The 15,244-nt window shown below is 66.7% G+C and carries 20 protein-coding genes; 7 read left to right on the top strand and 13 right to left on the bottom strand.

From position 1 onward, the window contains the following. Positions 1 to 20 precede the first annotated feature (20 nt). A complete protein-coding gene (locus tag VGD28_RS07880) occupies positions 21 to 428 on the bottom strand; it encodes a YbaY family lipoprotein (RefSeq protein ID WP_331027787.1) in 408 nt (135 codons plus the stop codon). A gap of 27 nt (positions 429 to 455) precedes the next feature. Then, positions 456 to 1,238 (bottom strand): hypothetical protein, encoded by a 783-nt coding sequence (locus VGD28_RS07875; protein ID WP_331027786.1) that lies wholly within the window; start codon positions 1,236 to 1,238, stop codon positions 456 to 458. A 282-nt stretch (positions 1,239 to 1,520) separates the two neighbouring features. On the opposite strand from VGD28_RS07875, the gene VGD28_RS07870 reads away from it, so the two are divergent. The 5 genes from VGD28_RS07870 (at position 1,521) to VGD28_RS07850 (ending at position 4,631) form a co-directional block, all read left to right on the top strand. Beyond that, positions 1,521 to 2,198 (top strand): TonB family protein, encoded by a 678-nt coding sequence (locus VGD28_RS07870; RefSeq protein ID WP_331027785.1) that lies wholly within the window; start codon positions 1,521 to 1,523, stop codon positions 2,196 to 2,198. 65 nt (positions 2,199 to 2,263) lie between these two features. Next, positions 2,264 to 3,040, top strand: a complete 777-nt coding sequence (locus tag VGD28_RS07865) for a MotA/TolQ/ExbB proton channel family protein (protein WP_331027784.1) — start codon at positions 2,264 to 2,266, stop codon at positions 3,038 to 3,040. 96 nt (positions 3,041 to 3,136) lie between these two features. Beyond that, the gene (locus tag VGD28_RS07860) at positions 3,137 to 3,616 is read left to right on the top strand and encodes a biopolymer transporter ExbD (RefSeq protein ID WP_331027783.1); all 480 of its coding nucleotides are present in this window, start codon (positions 3,137 to 3,139) and stop codon (positions 3,614 to 3,616) included. An 18-nt stretch (positions 3,617 to 3,634) separates the two neighbouring features. After that, positions 3,635 to 4,066 carry a biopolymer transporter ExbD gene (locus VGD28_RS07855; RefSeq protein WP_331027782.1) on the top strand — a complete coding sequence of 144 codons (432 nt, stop codon included), beginning with the start codon at positions 3,635 to 3,637 and terminating at the stop codon, positions 4,064 to 4,066. Between the two features lie 199 nt (positions 4,067 to 4,265). Beyond that, positions 4,266 to 4,631: a tetratricopeptide repeat protein gene (locus tag VGD28_RS07850; protein WP_331027781.1), complete on the top strand. Its 366-nt coding sequence runs from the start codon at positions 4,266 to 4,268 to the stop codon at positions 4,629 to 4,631. A gap of 65 nt (positions 4,632 to 4,696) precedes the next feature. Here the strand turns inward: VGD28_RS07850 and dcd are convergent, their stop codons facing one another. The 5 genes from dcd to VGD28_RS07825 are packed head-to-tail and all read right to left on the bottom strand — an operon-like array spanning position 4,697 to position 7,265. Continuing rightward, on the bottom strand, positions 4,697 to 5,251 hold the full coding sequence (gene dcd / locus VGD28_RS07845) for a dCTP deaminase (protein ID WP_331027780.1): 555 nt from the start codon (positions 5,249 to 5,251) through the stop codon (positions 4,697 to 4,699). Between the two features lie 14 nt (positions 5,252 to 5,265). Beyond that, positions 5,266 to 5,631 (bottom strand): glyoxalase, encoded by a 366-nt coding sequence (locus VGD28_RS07840; RefSeq protein WP_331027779.1) that lies wholly within the window; start codon positions 5,629 to 5,631, stop codon positions 5,266 to 5,268. Continuing rightward, positions 5,628 to 6,089 carry a cytidine deaminase gene (locus tag VGD28_RS07835; RefSeq protein WP_331027778.1) on the bottom strand — a complete coding sequence of 154 codons (462 nt, stop codon included), beginning with the start codon at positions 6,087 to 6,089 and terminating at the stop codon, positions 5,628 to 5,630. The genes VGD28_RS07840 and VGD28_RS07835 overlap by 4 nt, the downstream gene beginning before the upstream one ends. Continuing rightward, positions 6,086 to 6,763, bottom strand: a complete 678-nt coding sequence (locus VGD28_RS07830) for a GH25 family lysozyme (protein ID WP_331027777.1) — start codon at positions 6,761 to 6,763, stop codon at positions 6,086 to 6,088. Before VGD28_RS07830 ends, VGD28_RS07835 begins: the two co-directional genes overlap by 4 nt. A gap of 19 nt (positions 6,764 to 6,782) precedes the next feature. Beyond that, positions 6,783 to 7,265, bottom strand: a complete 483-nt coding sequence (locus VGD28_RS07825) for a UPF0262 family protein (RefSeq protein WP_331027776.1) — start codon at positions 7,263 to 7,265, stop codon at positions 6,783 to 6,785. Between the two features lie 94 nt (positions 7,266 to 7,359). Here VGD28_RS07825 and VGD28_RS07820 point away from each other — a divergent pair, with 94 nt between their 5' ends. After that, positions 7,360 to 8,874: a replicative DNA helicase gene (locus tag VGD28_RS07820; protein WP_331027775.1), complete on the top strand. Its 1,515-nt coding sequence runs from the start codon at positions 7,360 to 7,362 to the stop codon at positions 8,872 to 8,874. 206 nt (positions 8,875 to 9,080) lie between these two features. On the opposite strand, the gene VGD28_RS07815 is transcribed toward VGD28_RS07820, so the two are convergent. The 3 genes from VGD28_RS07815 to VGD28_RS07805 form a co-directional block, all read right to left on the bottom strand. After that, positions 9,081 to 10,379: a L,D-transpeptidase family protein gene (locus VGD28_RS07815; RefSeq protein ID WP_331027774.1), complete on the bottom strand. Its 1,299-nt coding sequence runs from the start codon at positions 10,377 to 10,379 to the stop codon at positions 9,081 to 9,083. A 17-nt stretch (positions 10,380 to 10,396) separates the two neighbouring features. After that, on the bottom strand, positions 10,397 to 10,648 hold the full coding sequence (locus VGD28_RS07810; RefSeq protein WP_331027773.1) for a hypothetical protein: 252 nt from the start codon (positions 10,646 to 10,648) through the stop codon (positions 10,397 to 10,399). Between the two features lie 143 nt (positions 10,649 to 10,791). Further along, positions 10,792 to 11,577 (bottom strand): hypothetical protein, encoded by a 786-nt coding sequence (locus VGD28_RS07805; protein ID WP_331027772.1) that lies wholly within the window; start codon positions 11,575 to 11,577, stop codon positions 10,792 to 10,794. A gap of 66 nt (positions 11,578 to 11,643) precedes the next feature. Here VGD28_RS07805 and VGD28_RS07800 point away from each other — a divergent pair, with 66 nt between their 5' ends. Beyond that, the gene (locus tag VGD28_RS07800) at positions 11,644 to 12,357 is read left to right on the top strand and encodes a hypothetical protein (RefSeq protein ID WP_331027771.1); all 714 of its coding nucleotides are present in this window, start codon (positions 11,644 to 11,646) and stop codon (positions 12,355 to 12,357) included. 4 nt (positions 12,358 to 12,361) lie between these two features. On the opposite strand, the gene VGD28_RS07795 is transcribed toward VGD28_RS07800, so the two are convergent. The 3 genes from VGD28_RS07795 to VGD28_RS07785 are packed head-to-tail and all read right to left on the bottom strand — an operon-like array spanning position 12,362 to position 15,177. Further along, a complete protein-coding gene (locus tag VGD28_RS07795) occupies positions 12,362 to 13,132 on the bottom strand; it encodes a phosphoadenylyl-sulfate reductase (protein ID WP_331027770.1) in 771 nt (256 codons plus the stop codon). Then, positions 13,125 to 13,553 carry a DUF934 domain-containing protein gene (locus VGD28_RS07790; RefSeq protein WP_331027769.1) on the bottom strand — a complete coding sequence of 143 codons (429 nt, stop codon included), beginning with the start codon at positions 13,551 to 13,553 and terminating at the stop codon, positions 13,125 to 13,127. Before VGD28_RS07790 ends, VGD28_RS07795 begins: the two co-directional genes overlap by 8 nt. Continuing rightward, entirely contained in the window at positions 13,546 to 15,177 is a 1,632-nt protein-coding gene (locus VGD28_RS07785; protein ID WP_331027768.1) for a nitrite/sulfite reductase, read from the bottom strand. The genes VGD28_RS07790 and VGD28_RS07785 overlap by 8 nt, the downstream gene beginning before the upstream one ends. Positions 15,178 to 15,244: the final 67 nt, after the last annotated feature.

The raw sequence follows: 15,244 nt of genomic DNA, 5'->3' as shown, positions 1-15,244 counted from the left end.
CGTAAGGGCACCAACAAATGCTATCGCCGGACCTGCACCAGCCGGAGCTCGATCGGCTGGCCCGGCGGGGGCAGCGGATTGCGCTTGTCGGTGATCCAGGCGAGCTCGCCCCGGCCATCGAGAATGCGCGCCGCCACCGCGTAGCTGCGCCGCGGCTCGATCCGTGCCGGGTGATAGCTGAGCGCGAAGGGGAGCGGCACCTGCCGGCCTTCGGTCTTCACCTCGGTCTGCGCGATGGTGACCGAGGGCGCGTCGGCGAGCGACACATCGCTGACGGTGACGATCAGCCGCGCATCGGGCGGCAGCGCGATGCGTTCGCGATAGCTCGCGGTGCCGTTCAGCGTCACCATGCCGGCGCCGGGGCCCGGCTGCGGCGTGGCGCAGGCGGCCAGGCTCACGAACAGCGGAACCAGCGGCAAGGATCGCATCGGCCTTCTCCCATGATCTGCACGGGCCTAACGGCGGCAGGCCCCGAGCTGCTGTAGCACGAATGCGTAATCCTCGCGCGCCAGCGCGGCGTTGGCCGGATCCTCGTTCGCGGTGCTCGCCTGGGGCAACGCACGCGGCAGGCCGCAGGCGAGGCGATACCACAATAGCGTGTCGCGCGGCGGCGGCGCGGCGGCATCGTCGACCACCTCGCCCAGCGCCACCGCCCAGCGGCGCTGCTCGCCCGGGCGGCGCAGGATCGACAGCGAGATCGGCGCGCCGGTCGCGGTCTGGACGAAGATCTGCGTCTCCCCCTCGCCCGGCAGCGTGCCGGGGACATGGAACGCATTGCCGAGCCCGGTGATCGCGGGCGGCGCGCCAGGGGCGACGACTTCCTGCGCGACGCGGCGTACCAGGGCGTCGAGATCCGCCGACCAGTCGCGCTGCGAATCGAGCGTGGTGAGCTGCACCATCGTCGCCTGCCCCGTAACGGGACGCGCGAACAGCAGCACGCGCCGCTTGTTGAGCTTGGGCGCCTTGCCGCGGCTATCCAACGGGACGTCGACGACATAGCCGACCCGCGTCGGCATCGCGCCGGGCGCGCGAATCAGCGCCAGCACATCGGCCTCGACATAGTAGCGCACGCGCCCTGCGGCGACGTTAGCGGCCTCCGCGCCCTTGATTCGCGCGGCGCTGCGCACCTGCGCATCGAGCACGACGGGGGAGTCGAGGATCAGATCGGCGACTTCTGCATAGGGGGGGACGATCGTTGCGGGTTGCGCAACGGCCTGCGCAGAGGCGGACGTTAACAATTGCGGCGAAGTTGCGGCAATCGCGGCGGAAAGCAAAACGAAACGGGTCCGGAACATGGCCACCAGCCTAGGCGAATGTGCTTGCGGCATACAGAAATATTTCTGCCATGGGCGGATTATACGTTTATTGCGTCCGACAAAGCGTTTGCGTCACGCAAATCGCCGCGATAGGACTCGCGCCTCTGCCGACAGTCGCGCGACGACTGCACGGTCGAGCCACGCCGATAAAGATGCCAAGGTGCCGGGCAACGGCGCGGCCGAATGAAGGAGTTAAGTTGCTGAATGGCCTACGCAGATCGTGATGTAGGAGGCAGCCGTATCGTCGCGAGCGTGATCGTGGCGGTGATTCTGGCGGCATTGGGTTACGTGTTCGTAACCGGCCTCGCTTACCAATATATCAAGAAGAAGGCGGAACAGATGGACGTCTTCGACATCGAAGAGCCGCCGCCTCCGCCGGAGGAGGTGCCGCCTCCGCCGCCGCCGCCCGACACGCCGGTTCCGCCGCCGCCGACCACGGTCGTCGTGCCGCCGTCCGTCGTTCCGGTGCCGAGCGTGGCACCGCCGATCGCGACCACCACGGTGATCCCGCCGAGCCAGCCGCCGACGCCGCCCGCGCCGCCGGCTCCGCCTGCACCGCCGCCCCCGCCGCCTCCGCCGGCGATCAGCAAGGCCGCGGCTGCCAAGGGCAATCCGGCGAGCTGGGTGACCAACGACGACTATCCGCCGTCCGCACTGCGCGCCGGCGAGCAGGGTTCGGTCGGCATCTCGTTCAACGTGAATGCGCAAGGCCGAATCGAGGGCTGCACCGTCAGTTCGTCGTCGGGCTCGTCCGCACTGGATCAGGCGACCTGTCGTCTGGTGGAGCGCCGCGGCCGTTATTCGCCCGCGCTCGACGCGGCCGGAAATCCCACCAATGGCGGGCGCAAGTCACTCCGCTTCCGGTGGCAGATCCAAGAGTAGTTGAACGTGAATCCGGTCCGCCGCCCCCGCGCTGACCAACATTCTTGCAAGGGAAAGAACTGAACATGCTGACGACCATCCTCGCCGCCGGAGCCGCTGCCGGAGCCCCGCCGCCCACCAACTTCGACATCCTGCACGCGATGAACGAAGGCGGCGTGATCGCCTGGGGCACCGCCACCATCCTGACGGTGATGCTCTTCTTCTCGCTCTACATCCTGTTCACCAAGGTGTTCGAGCAGCAGAAGATCCTCAACCAGTACAAGCGCGTCCGCGCGTCGTTCTGGAGCAACAACAGCCTGCGCGAAGGCGCTGCCAAGCTCGAGAAGGACTCGGCCTATCGCCAGCTGGTCGATGACGCGCTGACCGCGCAGGACCAGTACAAGGAACTGACCGATCCGATCGAAGCGCATGACTGGCTGCACGGCTCGCTCAAGCGCTCGGAAGACTCGATCAACTCGCAGCTCAACGGCGGCCTCGCGTTCCTCGCGACCGTGGGTTCGACCGCGCCGTTCATCGGCCTGTTCGGCACCGTCGTCGGCATCTTCCGCGCGCTGATCAAGATCGGTGCGGCGGGTGACGCGTCGATCGGCACCGTCGCCGGCCCGGTCGGTGAGGCGCTCATCATGACCGCGCTCGGCCTCGTCGTCGCCGTTCCGGCCGTGCTTGCCTACAACTGGCTGCAGCGCCGCAACAAGGCGATCCAGGAGCAGATGAGCGGCTTCGCGAACGACGTGCTCGGCTACCTGGCTTCGGACGGCCGCGTGCGCCCGTCGACGGGCAAGAAGGCCCCGGCCGCTGCGCCCAAGGCGCCCCCGGTCGCGACCACCACTGCCAAGGCCTGACATTCGACTTGACGGCCGCGCGGCGCCAGCCGCACCGCGCGGCCGCCTTCCGGACCCCAGGTCCGGGGACAGGATGCGAAAGATAGGATTGCGCCAATGGCGATGAGTGTAGGCGGAGACTCCGCCGAAGAAAAACCGATGTCGGACATCAACACGACGCCCCTCGTGGACGTCATGCTGGTGCTCCTTATTATCTTCCTGATCGCGATTCCGGTGGCTATCCAGTCGGTCGAGCTGGAACTGCCCAAGGTGCAGTTCGAGCCGAACGAGACCAAGCCGGAGAACGTGCTGCTCGCGGTGCGCGGAAGCCCGACCGACAATAGCTGCCAGGTATTCTGGGGCATGTCGCCGATCAACAGCGCAGACCTGCTCAAGAAGAGCTCGGACAAGCTGAAGGCGGTGGTCGATCGTCTTGGCGACAAGATCACGCCGGACGATATTCCGGAAGTGCATATCCGCGGTGACGTGAACACGCCCTACCGTTGCGTGGGCGGCGTGATCTACACGATGCAGACGGCGGGCTTCGTCAAGGTCGGGTTCGTTTCGCAGCCCACCCCTGGCGTCCAGGCGCAATAAGGTTCAGGAGTACACGTCATGGGAATGAGCGCCGGAGGTCAGGACGATGGCCAGCCGATGATGGAAATGAACACGACGCCGCTGATCGACGTCATGCTCGTGCTCCTCATCATGCTGATCGTCACCATCCCCGCACAGACGCACGCGGTGAAGGTCGACCTGCCTCAGAACAACCAGCCTTCGACTCCACCCCCGGTGGAGCCGCAGAAGAACAAGATCACGATCGACCCCCAGGGCAACATGTTCTGGAACGGCAGCCCGATCGATCTGCTCACGATGCGCCAGTATCTGGACCAGAGCCTTCAGATGAAGCCTGAGCCCGAACTGCACTTCCAGCCCGATCCGCAGGCGCGGTACGAGGTGGTCGATGAAGCGCTCGCCGTGATCAAGCGGTCCGGCGTGACGAAGCTCGGCTTCGTCGGGAACGAGCAGTATCGCAACGACTTCTGACCGCGCGAAGCGCATCCGAACTCGATCAGAGGGGGCGGCCTGGGCCGCCCCTTTTTTGTGCCGTCAACTTGCGCATGCGCGATCCGCAATCGATGCCCCGCACAAGCGTCGTCATAAAAGTGCAACATACGCACTTGCCGGTTTGCAACATCAGTGACACGTTTGTGTCATTGAATTGTAACAAACAGGAGAAGATGTCGTGCGTATTGCTCTTGCCTCAATTGTCCTTGCGGCGCCGCTGGCGCTGAGCCCGGCGGCGCAGGCGCAGGTTCGCGCCGATCCCTATGCCAAGGTCGCGATCCAGAATGGCGACTATGCAACCGCCGAGCGCAAGCTGCTGGCGGAGCGCAAGATTTTCCCGGCGCGTCCTGAGGTGCTGCTCAACCTTGCGGCGGTCTATTCCAAGACGGGCCGTCATGCGGAGGCGCGGGCGATCTATGATCGCGTGCTGACGCTCGATCCGGTGGCGATGGATGTGGCGGACGGCCAGGTCGCGCCGTCGCATCTGGTGGCCCATCGCGGCCTGCGGCTGCTCGACAACGCCGCGCGCCAGGCGTCGCGCTGAACGAAGGGGCGGGCGCGAGCCCGCCCGTCAGGTCCCTCAGGGCGAATGAAACTTGCCCGTTCGGATCAGAGCCGGGGCAGGGTGACCCCGCGCTGCCCCATATATTTGCCCGCGCGATCGGCATAGCTGGTCTCGCACGGCTCGTTCCCCTTGAGGAACAGGAACTGGCACGCGCCCTCGTTCGCGTAGATCTTTGCGGGCAGCGGCGTGGTGTTGGAGAATTCCAGCGTGACATGCCCCTCCCATTCGGGCTCGAGCGGGGTCACGTTCACGATGATCCCGCAACGCGCATAGGTCGATTTGCCGAGGCAGATCACCAGCACGTCGCGCGGCACCCGGAAATACTCGACCGTCCGCGCCAGTGCGAAGCTGTTGGGCGGGATGATGCAGACATCGGTCTGGCGATCGACGAAGCTGTTGCCGGCGAAGTCCTTGGGGTCCACCACCGCGCTGTCGATATTGGTGAAGATCTTGAACTCGTCGGCGACGCGCGCGTCATAGCCGTAGGAGGAGAGGCCGTAGCTGATGCACCCCTCGCGCCGCTGTGCCTCGACGAACGGCTCGATCATGCCGTGGTTCTGGGCCTGTTCGCGAATCCAGCGGTCGGAAAGAATGCTCATTCGGTCCTCGTAGGTCAGGCTTGGACGATGTGCCAGAGCTCGCCGCCCGGCCCGATCAGATGGATCTCGCGCAGCCCCCAGGGCATCATCTCCGGCGCGCGCGGCGGGCGCACGCCGAAGCGGCCGGGCAGGTCGAGCGTCTCGATATGCCGCCACCAGGCGTCGAGATCCGCGACGATCAGCTGCATCATGAAGTTGTTGGCGTATTCCTCGCTCCAGAAGTCCTGGAGCAGGAACTCGTGCGCGCCGTGACGGAAGCCGACCACGTCGCCTGCGTCGAAGATCTGCTCGAGACCGAGTGCGCTGTAGAACGCCTCCGACGCGGCGAAATCCTTGCCGCCGGGCACGAAGGTGCGGATCATCGAGCTGGCGAGCGTCATCGGATGCCCAGATCCCCGGGGCCGAATGCGTGGGGGAGCAGGTCGGACAGGCGGTGCGCCTCGACCGCCCCGCCCTCCGCCCCGGCGCAATAGACGGCGAGATCGCGTCCGCCCATCTGCGCGGCTTCGTTGAGCACCTGGCGGCAGCGCCCGCACGGGCGGATCGGGTCCGTGCCGTGCGCGACGCCGCCGCGCATCATCCCGCCGACGATCCCCACCGCGACGATCTGACGCAGCTTCCCTTCCGCATTGGCACGCGCCACAGCGACCGTCTCGGCGCAGAGCGACAGGCCGTAGCTCGCATTCTCGAAATTGGTGCCGGTGACGATCTCGCCGTTGGTCAGCAGCAACGCGGCGCCGACCGCGAAGTTGGAATAGGGAGCGTGCGCGTTGCGCGCAGCCTCGCGCGCGGCGGCGATCAGGGTGTCGGCAATCTCGTCGCTGATCTCGTCACTCATGATGCCACCACATTCCAGTTCACCGGCCGTTCGATGCCCTCGATACGGCGGATCGTGCTGCTCTGCCACATCGCCCAGGGTCGGGCGAGATAGTCGGGCTTGCGGAACAGGCCGATGCTCCACAGCGGACGCGGGATCGCGGCGCTCACCTGATACTGCGCCTCGAACGCTGGCGCGATGCGCAGGATCGCGGGCTTGCCGCTATGCGTCTCGATCACCGCGGCGAGGCGGCGGATCTCGGTCAGCACCACTTCACGCGAGGGGCGGGCGGGGCAGGTCTCGTGGAAGCTGAGGTCGATCGTGGCGGGCAGCGCGCCGGGGTCGCGCGGCACGGTCGCGACGAAGGCGCCCGCTTGCGCCTCGGCGGGATTGCAGAGGGAGAAGACATGGATCGCGCCGCGGCGCAGCCCCGCGTCCTCGATCCCCGCCCAGTTCTGCGCAAAGCGCGCGTCGCGGGCCGCCGCGCCCTCGGTCGCGCGGGCATAGGCGAAATCGACGTCCTTCGCCTTGACGGTCGCCCAATCGACCTCGCCGCTGGCTTCCGAAACATCGATTCCCTGCACGGCATAGTCGGTCCGCGCCGGCGCCCAGTTCACCGCGAACCGCCAGCCGAACAGACCCGCCGCCGCCAGGATCATGAAGATGATCCCGGCCCAAATCAGCCCCCGCCGCACCTTCCGTCTTCCCCCTGGTTCAAGCCTTGATATGCAGCACGCAGATCAGCGTGAACAGCCGCCGCGCGGTCGCGAAATCGATCTCGATCTTGCCCTCCAGCCGCTCGATCAGCGTGCGTGCGGCATCGTCATGGATGCCGCGGCGCGCCATGTCGATCGTTTCGATCTGGGCCGGCGTGGAATGGCGGATCGCCTGGAAATAGCTGTCGCAGATCGCGAAATAGTCGCGGATCGGGCGGCGAAAGCGCGCCAGGCCGAGGATCAGCGTCTCCAGCAGGCTGTCGTCGTCGCGCTTGATGTCGAGCTGAAGCCGCCCTTCCTGCACCGACAGGGCGATGCGGTAGGGTCCGGCATAGCCATCGGGATAGGCGCGCTGCGGGGCGAAGCTGTTCTCCTCGATCAGGTCGAAGATCGCGATGCGGCGCTCCTGCTCGATATCCGCCGAGCGCCACAGGATCGTGCGCTCGTCCAGCGTGACGTCGATGATCCGCGGGTCGCTCATGCTGTGCCATCTAGGGTCGGTGCCGGTCACTCGTCCACATGTTAAACAGCCGCGTGGCGCTTGAGCGCCGGGCCGCGGGGGTGGATAAGCGGGCATGGCCACGCTTGCATCGATTCCACCCGCTCCGGCGGATGCCGCCCCGCGGCTGCCCCAGAATGTCGAGGCCGAGGCGGCGCTGCTCGGCGCGATGATGATCGACAACCGGCTGGCCGACGACATCGTCGAGGTGATCCAGGACCAGCACTTCTTCGAGCCGGTGCACGGGCGCATCTTCAAGGCGATCAAGACGCTGCGCAAAAGCGACATGCTGGCGACGCCGGTGACGCTGCGGCCGCTGTTCGAGAAGGACGAGGGCATGGCGACGCTGGGCGGGCCGGCCTATCTCGCTCAGCTCACCGGATCGGGCGCGGGGCTGATCGGCGCGCGGCAGTTCGCGCGGCAGATCTATGACCTCGCCTTGCTGCGCGAGCTGGTCACGGTCGGGCGCAACATGGTCGAGAAGGCGCTCGACACCAGCGAGGACGTCAACCCGCGCGAGCAGATCGACAAGGCCGAGGAGGCGCTGTTCAAGGTCGCGGCGGACGGCGGGACGGCGAACACCGTCAAGACGTTCAACGAGGCGACCAAGATCGCGCTGGAGAACGCCAAGAAGGCGCAAAGCGCGGGCGGCGGCGTGGCGGGCGTCACCACCGGCTTCGATTCGGTCAACAGCCGGATCGGCGGCTTGCACCATTCGGACCTGATCATCCTCGCCGGGCGCCCGGGCATGGGCAAGACCTCGCTCGTGACGAACATCGCCTACAACGCCGCGCGGCGGCTGATGGACGACATCCGGCTGGGAATCCCGCCGAAGCAGTCGATCGGGGCGAAGGTGGCGTTCTTCAGCCTCGAAATGTCGGCGGACCAGCTGGCGCTGCGCATCCTGTCCGAGCAATCGAAGATCGCCTCCGAAGCGCTGCGCATGGGCAATATCAGCAAGGCGGAGTTCGCGCAGCTGGCAGCGGCGGCGGCGGATCTGGAGCAGCTGCCGCTCTATATCGACGATACCGCCGGCCTGACGATCAGCGCGCTGCACAGCCGCGTGCGCCGACTCCAGTCCAAGCATGACGGCGAGCTGGGCATGGTGATCGTCGATTATCTCCAGCTGCTGCAGGGCAGCGGCAACAATCGCGACGGCAACCGCGTGCAGGAGATTTCGGAGATCAGCCGCGGCCTCAAGACGCTGGCCAAGGACATCAACGTGCCGGTGATCGCGCTGTCGCAGCTGAGCCGTGCCGTTGAGTCGCGCGAGGACAAAAGACCGATGCTGTCGGACCTGCGCGAATCGGGCTCAATCGAGCAGGACGCCGACATGGTGTGGTTCGTGTTCCGCGAGGATTACTACGTGGCGGCGCGCGAGCCCAAAAGGCCGCGCGAGGGCGACGATCCCAAGACGTTTGAGGACCACGCGAAATGGGCGCTAGAGATGGAGCGCGTGTTCGGCCTGGCCGAGTTGATCATCGCCAAGCAGCGCCACGGCGCGACCGGCAAGGTGACGCTCAAATTCGAGCCGAACATCACCCGGTTCAGCGACTATGCGGGCGATGTCAGCAGCCCGTACGGGGATTGAGAAAGCCCTATCCTCCCCTTGGCGGGGAGCGCGAGGTTGGATTGCCCCCGGCAATCCAAGGTCGTGCTGGGGGCACGACCGACCTCGCACGGTGTCAGCGCAACTGACGGAGGGAGCGGATGCCAGCATGCTCGAGTGTCGTGATTCCTCCCCCTCCGTCGCGCTACGCGCGTCACCTCCCCCTGGCGAGGGAGGATTGGGAGGCTTCAGCCGTCGCGGCCATAGACGTCCTTGCGGAAGCCGATGCCCTTCTTAGTCGGGGTGGCGGTGAGATAGGTTAGGTAGACCGGGACCTGAACCGGCAGCGCCACGGCCTGCTCGGGTGCCTTTGACGGCGCGCGTAGCGGCCTTTGCAGCAGCCAGCGGCCGAGTGTCGCCGCATCCTCCAGCCGGATGCAGCCATTGCTGAAATGGCGGTTTTCCTTCTTGAGCAGATCGCGTTTGGGCGTGTCGTGCAGGTAGATGCCGAGCTTGTTGGGGAACAGGAACTTGGCCTTGCCCATCGAATTGCCCGCCCAGGGCAGCTCGCGCACGCGGGGGATCCTGCGGCCGGCGGCAACGGCACTCCAGTCGATGCTGGCGGAGGGAATCTTCGCGGCATTGCTGCCCCAGCCGTCGAGCGCCTCCATCTTGAGCGAGGAGAGCGAGCGCCCGGCCAGCACCTTGGGCGCGACATCGTCGCGGACGAGATAGTCGGGCACGTTCCAATAGGGGTTGAGGACCGCCCATTGCAGCATACCGGCGAGCATCGGCGTCTGCGTTTCGGGCGCGCCGACCACGACGCGCATCGTGCCGACCTGCTTGCCCGCCTGATAGTACCAGAGGCGCCCGGAGGAGGCGTCGACAACGATGTGGCGCACCGCGGGGCCGGGTAGCAGGCGCGCGCGATCGAGGTTGAGCGCGAGCCGGTCGAGCGTCGCGCGCGTCGCACCGTCGTCGCGGGCGCGCTTCATCAGCGCGCGGAGGCGGACATAATGCTCGCTCATCCAGCCCATGCCGGCGACATAGGCGGTGAAATTCTTCGGGAAGGCAGCGGCGCGCAGCACGGTCTCTTCCGAGAGCTTGCCCGGGCGCAGCTTCTTGTCCGCGAAGGTCATCTCCGCGTCGCCCGGCTCGCGCTGATCGCGGACGTAGCGGGCGAAGGCGGCGGACAAAGCGAGCTCGGCGCGGGCGATCTGCTGCGGAGTCCGCGCCGCGGCGATCGACTGGCGGAGGCCATCGACGTCATAGTCCGCGGGATCGAGGCCATCGAGCCGCGCCGAGCGGAGATAGCCGAGCAAGGTCGCGGCCTCAGGACCGATCCGGCCCGTGGCGGCCCAGAGCGGACGATAGTTGCGCGCGGCGTAGAATTTCCGGAGATCGCCGCCGGCTTCGGCCCGGATCGCCGTGGCGACCGGTCCCATCCGGGCGTCTGCCACCCGTGCGCGTTGCGCCGTGGCAGCGCCGCCCGCGGCGGCGCAAAGCAGGACGGCGGCGAAAGCGACGGGAATGCGGGCGTGCCGCATCCCCCGAAGCATGACGATCAGCCCCGTTCTCCCCGCCGGGTCGGCGCCGGCGGCGGAGGCGGCGGAAGCGCGGGTGCGTTGGGGTGATAGATGCCATCGGCGGTGTAATAGCCGTCGATGATGCCGTCCCCGTCGCGGTCGGCGGCGACCGATCCGGCGACCGCGCCGGGCGGGGGCGGCGGCGCGGAGGCGACGGCCTCGTCATTCTTCGAGCAGGCGGCGAGCGTGAGCGCGGCCAGGCCCGTCAGCACCAGGGTGGTTTTACGCATAGAAGGCATCCCTTTTTCCGGCGCACGGGAGATTCCCGCGCGCTTCGGCGGCCTCCCAACGGACAAGGGGCGATTTGGCGGCAGGACCGGCCGATGGCCCGCGACCAACGGTGCGCGGAGCGCGGCGACCGGCGGAAACCGGGTCAGAAACGCTGGTGGCGCGCGCCGTCGATCGTGTCGCAGCTGCCGTTGAAACCGTAGTTGTAGATGCCCTGGATGCGGATTCGCCCGCTGCGCCGGTCGATCGTCACGCGCGGCCTGTTGGGACCATTCAGGCGATAGGTGGCACGGATCTGGCCGCGGTCCTGAGAGACATCGTACAGGTCCCACCAGCCGTCGCGCGTGCTGCCGCCCGAATGGATCGGCGGGATCAGCGCGCGCGGCAGGCGGATGCGGCCGCCGCCGTCCCACAGCTGGATCATCACCGACGCATCGAATTGTTGCGTCGTGAGCTGGGTGCGGTTGCCGAAGTCGTAGCGGCCGCTGTCCCAATTCCACTGCCATCCCCAGCGATTGGCCGCGCCGGGCTTCTGTCCCTCGCCGAAGCAGACGAGGCCGAGCGAGATCGGCCGCCCGCCGGGCCAGTTGGGGCCGCCGCCCCAGCCCGGGCGATCGGGACGGCCGGGCCGGTTGCCGCCGCGGCAATCGGCTGCGGGCGCGGTGACGATCGAATCGTAGCGGCCGTTGCGCGTCACGATCGAGACGCACTGGCGGCGATCGGCGTTCCACCAATTGGTCCAGATGCGGTCGCTGCCCGTCTCGGAGCGCACGGCGACATAGCCGCGCCGCTGCAATTCGGCTTCGGCCTGCCCAGCGCGGGCATAGACCATGTCGCGAAGGTCATAAGGCGTGTCCTGCGCCGCCGCGGCGGCGGGCAAGCCCGTCCCCGCGAGCGCTGCTGCGGCAAGGAAAGGATATCCGGTCTTCATCAATGTGCTCCCTGTCGTTGCAGCAGCGATACGGCACTTGCCGAGTCGCGGTTCCGCAGCCCATGAATGAGGAATAGAAGCGCTGCTCCCGGCACGAAAGGGTTCGTCGCAATGCATTTCGCGCAATTGCTGAAGTCGCTCGACGAACTCCTCTACGAAGTCATGTCGTGGCTGATCTTCTATCCGGTCACGCTGTGGCGCGCGCTGACCCGGCCGGTCCGGATGATGGACTATTCGGACCATGAGCTCGGACAGGCCGAGGCGGAGCAATATGTCGATACGCTGCGTCCGCCGCTCTTCCTGCTGGTTTCGCTTCTTCTCGCGCATGCGCTCGAGCTGCTCGTGGTGGGGGACAGCCCGCTGATCGCCAGCCACCAGCGGCTGGCCGCTCTGGTGGACGATGACACCAGCTTGCTACTGATGCGCCTTGTGGTCTTCAGCGTCTTCCCGCTCGTGTTCGCGACCGAGATGGTGCGGGCCCAGCACCGCGGGCTGACCCGCGATACGCTGCGCCGCCCCTTCTATGCGCAATGCTATGCCGCTGCGCCGTTCGCGCTGATGATGAGCGTGGCGGGGATATTGATCCAGATCGACTGGTTCGAGGTCCAGCTTGCCGGTCTGGCGCTTGGCGCGATTACGCTGCTCATCTTCGGATCGGTGCAGGCGCGCTGGTTCGCGCAACATCTCGATCGCGGTCTCGCCGCCGGCTTCGGGCATGCGTCGATCGCGATGATCGGAAGCCTGCTGCTGATGCTGGTGAGCGCGCCGCTGTTCGCGTGACCGATCAGAATACCGGCTGGTCGGGATCGCCGTCCGCGACGGGGGTGTGGATGCCGCATTCGGTCTTGTCCCAGCCGACCCAGCGGCCCGAGCGCGGGTCTTCGCCCGGCTTCACCTTGCTGGTGCAGGGCGCGCAGCCGATCGAGAGATAGCCTTCGGCCACCAGCGGATGCGGCGGCAGATCGTGCTCGACGAAATAGGCGTCGAGATCGGCCTTGGTCCAGTCGGCGAGCGGGTTGATCTTGAGCTTGCCCGCCGCGTCCACCTCGAACCGGGGAAGGGCATTGCGGGTCGATGCCTGGAACGCCTTGCGCCCGGTGATGCTGGCGTCGAAGCCGGCCATCGCCTTGTCGAGCGGGATCACCTTGCGGATCTCGCAGCAGCCATCGGGATCGTAGGACCAGCGCAGGCCGGTCTCGTCCCTCTTCGCGATCGTCTCGGCATCGGGCGTGACGATGCGCAGATCGGTGAGGCCGAGGCGCGCGACCAGTTCATCGCGATAGGCGAGCGTTTCTGGGAAATGCTTGCCGGTATCGAGAAAGATCACCGGCACCGACGGATCGATCGAGGCGACGAGGTGGAGGAGGACGGCCGATTCCGCGCCGAAAGAGGAGACGATCGCGACCTCGCCGACCATCTGCTCGGCGAGCACGGTGCGCAGCATCTCGACCGTGGGCACCCCGCGGAAGAGGTTGTTGAGACGCAGGGCGTCGCGCTCCGTGAAGGCCGGAGCCGTATCGATGCGGTCGATCTTGCGGGCGGTCACGCTAGCCATGCCGCCGTTTCCAGACCGGCACGGCGAGGTCGGCCGCGCCCTGATAGACATAGTCGTAGCGCGCGAGGCTGGCGGCGAGCGTCGCTTCGTCGACCGGCGCTTCAGGCGCAAAGCTGTCGAAGCCGCAGCGGCGCATCAGCGGGATCTGGTCGACCAGCACATCGCCCTGCGCGCGCAACTCGCCGGTATAGCCAGCCTCGCGCAGGATGCGCGCGGAGCTGTAGCCGCGGCCGTCGCGGAACTTGGGGAAGCTGACTTCCACCAGCGACAGCCGGTCGAGGTGGGGCAGGAGCGCGCGCGCATCCTCACCGCTTTCGATGCGGACCGCGGTGGCGTTGGATTGGCCGAGGAACGAGTCGAGCGTCACCGCCGGCTCGTCATGCGCGTCGTCGGTACGGAAGCGCAGATGCGGATCAGCCATAGATGGCCTCCTTGAACGGGGCCATGCCGATGCGGCGATAGGTGTCGACGAAGCGCTCGCCCTGCTGACGCTGCGCGAGATAGACGTTGGTCGCCTTCTCGACCGCATCGACGATGCCGTCCTCGCTGAAGCCCGGGCCGGTGATCTGGCCAAGCGACACGTCTTCTGCGCCCGAGCCGCCGAGCGAGAGCTGGTAGTTCTCGACGCCCTTCCGGTCGACGCCGAGGATGCCGATATGCCCGGCATGGTGGTGGCCGCAGGCGTTGATGCAGCCGCTGATCTTGAGCTTCAATTCGCCGATGTCGCGCTGGCGGTCGAGATCGGCGAAGCGGGTCGCGATCTTTTGCGCCACCGGGATCGAGCGGGCGTTGGCGAGGCTGCAATAATCGAGGCCGGGGCAGGCGATGATGTCGGTGACGAGGCCGAGGTTCGCCTCGGCCAGGCCGGCTTCGCGCAGCTGCTGCCAGATGGTGTAGAGATCGGCCTTCTTCACATGCGGCAGCACGATGTTCTGGGCGTGGGTGACGCGCAGTTCGTCGAAGCTGTGCTTCTCGGCGAGGTCGGCCATCAGGTCGATCTGCGCGGAGGAAGCGTCGCCGGGAATGCCGCCGGTGGGCTTCAGGCTGATGTTGACGATGGCGTAGCCGGGCTGCTTGTGCGCGGCGACATTCTGGTCGAGCCAGACGGCGAAGTCGGGATCGCTGCGGTCGATGTCGTCGGACAGGCCGGTCTGGAACGCAGGGTCGGCGAAATGCGCGGCGATGCGGTCGAACTCCGCGCGGGGCGGATCGATGTCGAGCTTCCTGACCTGCGCATGCTCGGCCTCGACCTCGGCGGCATATTTCTCCGCGCCAATCTCGTGGACGAGGATCTTGATCCGCGCCTTGTAGATATTGTCGCGGCGGCCATAGCGATTGTAGACGCGCAGGCACGCCTCGAGATAGCTGACGAACTCCTCGAACGGCACGAAATCCTTGATCAGCGGCGCGATCATCGGGGTGCGGCCCATGCCGCCGCCGACATAGACGGCGACGCCGTGGCGGCCATCCTTCTCGACGATCTGGAGGCCGATATCGTGGAGGCGCATCGCGGCGCGATCCTCCTCCGCGGCGATCACCGCGATCTTGAACTTGCGCGGGAGGTAGCTGAATTCGGGGTGGAAAGTGCTCCACTGGCGCAGGAGCTCGGCCCAAGGGCGCGGATCGGTTAGCTCGTCTGCAGCGGCACCGGCGTACTGGTCCGAACTGATATTGCGGATGCAATTGCCGGAGGTTTGGATGGCATGCATCTCGACTGTCGCCAGCTCGGCGAGGATGTCGGGCGCGTCCTCGAGCTTGATCCAGTTGTACTGGATGTTCTGGCGCGTGGTGAAATGGCCGTAGTCGCGGTCGTACTTGCGCGCGATGTGGGCGAGCATACGCATCTGGCGGCTGTCGAGCGTGCCATAGGGCACCGCGACGCGAAGCATATAGGCGTGGAGCTGGAGGTAGAGGCCGTTCATCAGCCGGAGCGGCTTGAACTGGTCCTCGGTGATCTGGCCGGCGAGGCGGCGATTCACCTGGTCGCGGAACTCCTCGACGCGCGAGGCCACGATCGAGTGGTCATATTCGTCGTATTTGTACATCGCTTACCTCGTCACCCCAGCGAAAGCTGGGGTCTCGCGCCGCGAACGCATCGCTTGGGGAGGGAGG

This window comes from Sphingomonas sp., assembly GCF_036402235.1.
In the GTDB taxonomy this organism is placed as follows: domain Bacteria; phylum Pseudomonadota; class Alphaproteobacteria; order Sphingomonadales; family Sphingomonadaceae; genus Sphingomonas.
Note: the sequence above shows the minus strand (reverse complement) of the source record. Positions and strands in the feature narration are given on the sequence as shown.

Excerpts from the sequence above, each read along its gene's own strand:
- VGD28_RS07880 (WP_331027787.1), bottom strand. The coding sequence starts at position 428 with ATGCGATCCTTGCCGCTGGTTCCGCTGTTCGTGAGCCTGGCCGCCTGC.
- VGD28_RS07870 (WP_331027785.1), top strand. The coding sequence starts at position 1,521 with ATGGCCTACGCAGATCGTGATGTAGGAGGCAGCCGTATCGTCGCGAGC.
- VGD28_RS07865 (WP_331027784.1), top strand. The coding sequence starts at position 2,264 with ATGCTGACGACCATCCTCGCCGCCGGAGCCGCTGCCGGAGCCCCGCCG.
- VGD28_RS07860 (WP_331027783.1), top strand. The coding sequence starts at position 3,137 with ATGGCGATGAGTGTAGGCGGAGACTCCGCCGAAGAAAAACCGATGTCG.
- VGD28_RS07855 (WP_331027782.1), top strand. The coding sequence starts at position 3,635 with ATGGGAATGAGCGCCGGAGGTCAGGACGATGGCCAGCCGATGATGGAA.
- dcd (WP_331027780.1), bottom strand. The coding sequence starts at position 5,251 with ATGAGCATTCTTTCCGACCGCTGGATTCGCGAACAGGCCCAGAACCAC.
- VGD28_RS07840 (WP_331027779.1), bottom strand. The coding sequence starts at position 5,631 with ATGACGCTCGCCAGCTCGATGATCCGCACCTTCGTGCCCGGCGGCAAG.
- VGD28_RS07835 (WP_331027778.1), bottom strand. The coding sequence starts at position 6,089 with ATGAGTGACGAGATCAGCGACGAGATTGCCGACACCCTGATCGCCGCC.
- VGD28_RS07825 (WP_331027776.1), bottom strand. The coding sequence starts at position 7,265 with ATGAGCGACCCGCGGATCATCGACGTCACGCTGGACGAGCGCACGATC.
- VGD28_RS07820 (WP_331027775.1), top strand. The coding sequence starts at position 7,360 with ATGGCCACGCTTGCATCGATTCCACCCGCTCCGGCGGATGCCGCCCCG.
- VGD28_RS07815 (WP_331027774.1), bottom strand. The coding sequence starts at position 10,379 with ATGCGGCACGCCCGCATTCCCGTCGCTTTCGCCGCCGTCCTGCTTTGC.
- VGD28_RS07810 (WP_331027773.1), bottom strand. The coding sequence starts at position 10,648 with ATGCGTAAAACCACCCTGGTGCTGACGGGCCTGGCCGCGCTCACGCTC.
- VGD28_RS07805 (WP_331027772.1), bottom strand. The coding sequence starts at position 11,577 with ATGAAGACCGGATATCCTTTCCTTGCCGCAGCAGCGCTCGCGGGGACG.
- VGD28_RS07800 (WP_331027771.1), top strand. The coding sequence starts at position 11,644 with ATGAGGAATAGAAGCGCTGCTCCCGGCACGAAAGGGTTCGTCGCAATG.
- VGD28_RS07795 (WP_331027770.1), bottom strand. The coding sequence starts at position 13,132 with ATGGCTAGCGTGACCGCCCGCAAGATCGACCGCATCGATACGGCTCCG.
- VGD28_RS07790 (WP_331027769.1), bottom strand. The coding sequence starts at position 13,553 with ATGGCTGATCCGCATCTGCGCTTCCGTACCGACGACGCGCATGACGAG.
- VGD28_RS07785 (WP_331027768.1), bottom strand. The coding sequence starts at position 15,177 with ATGTACAAATACGACGAATATGACCACTCGATCGTGGCCTCGCGCGTC.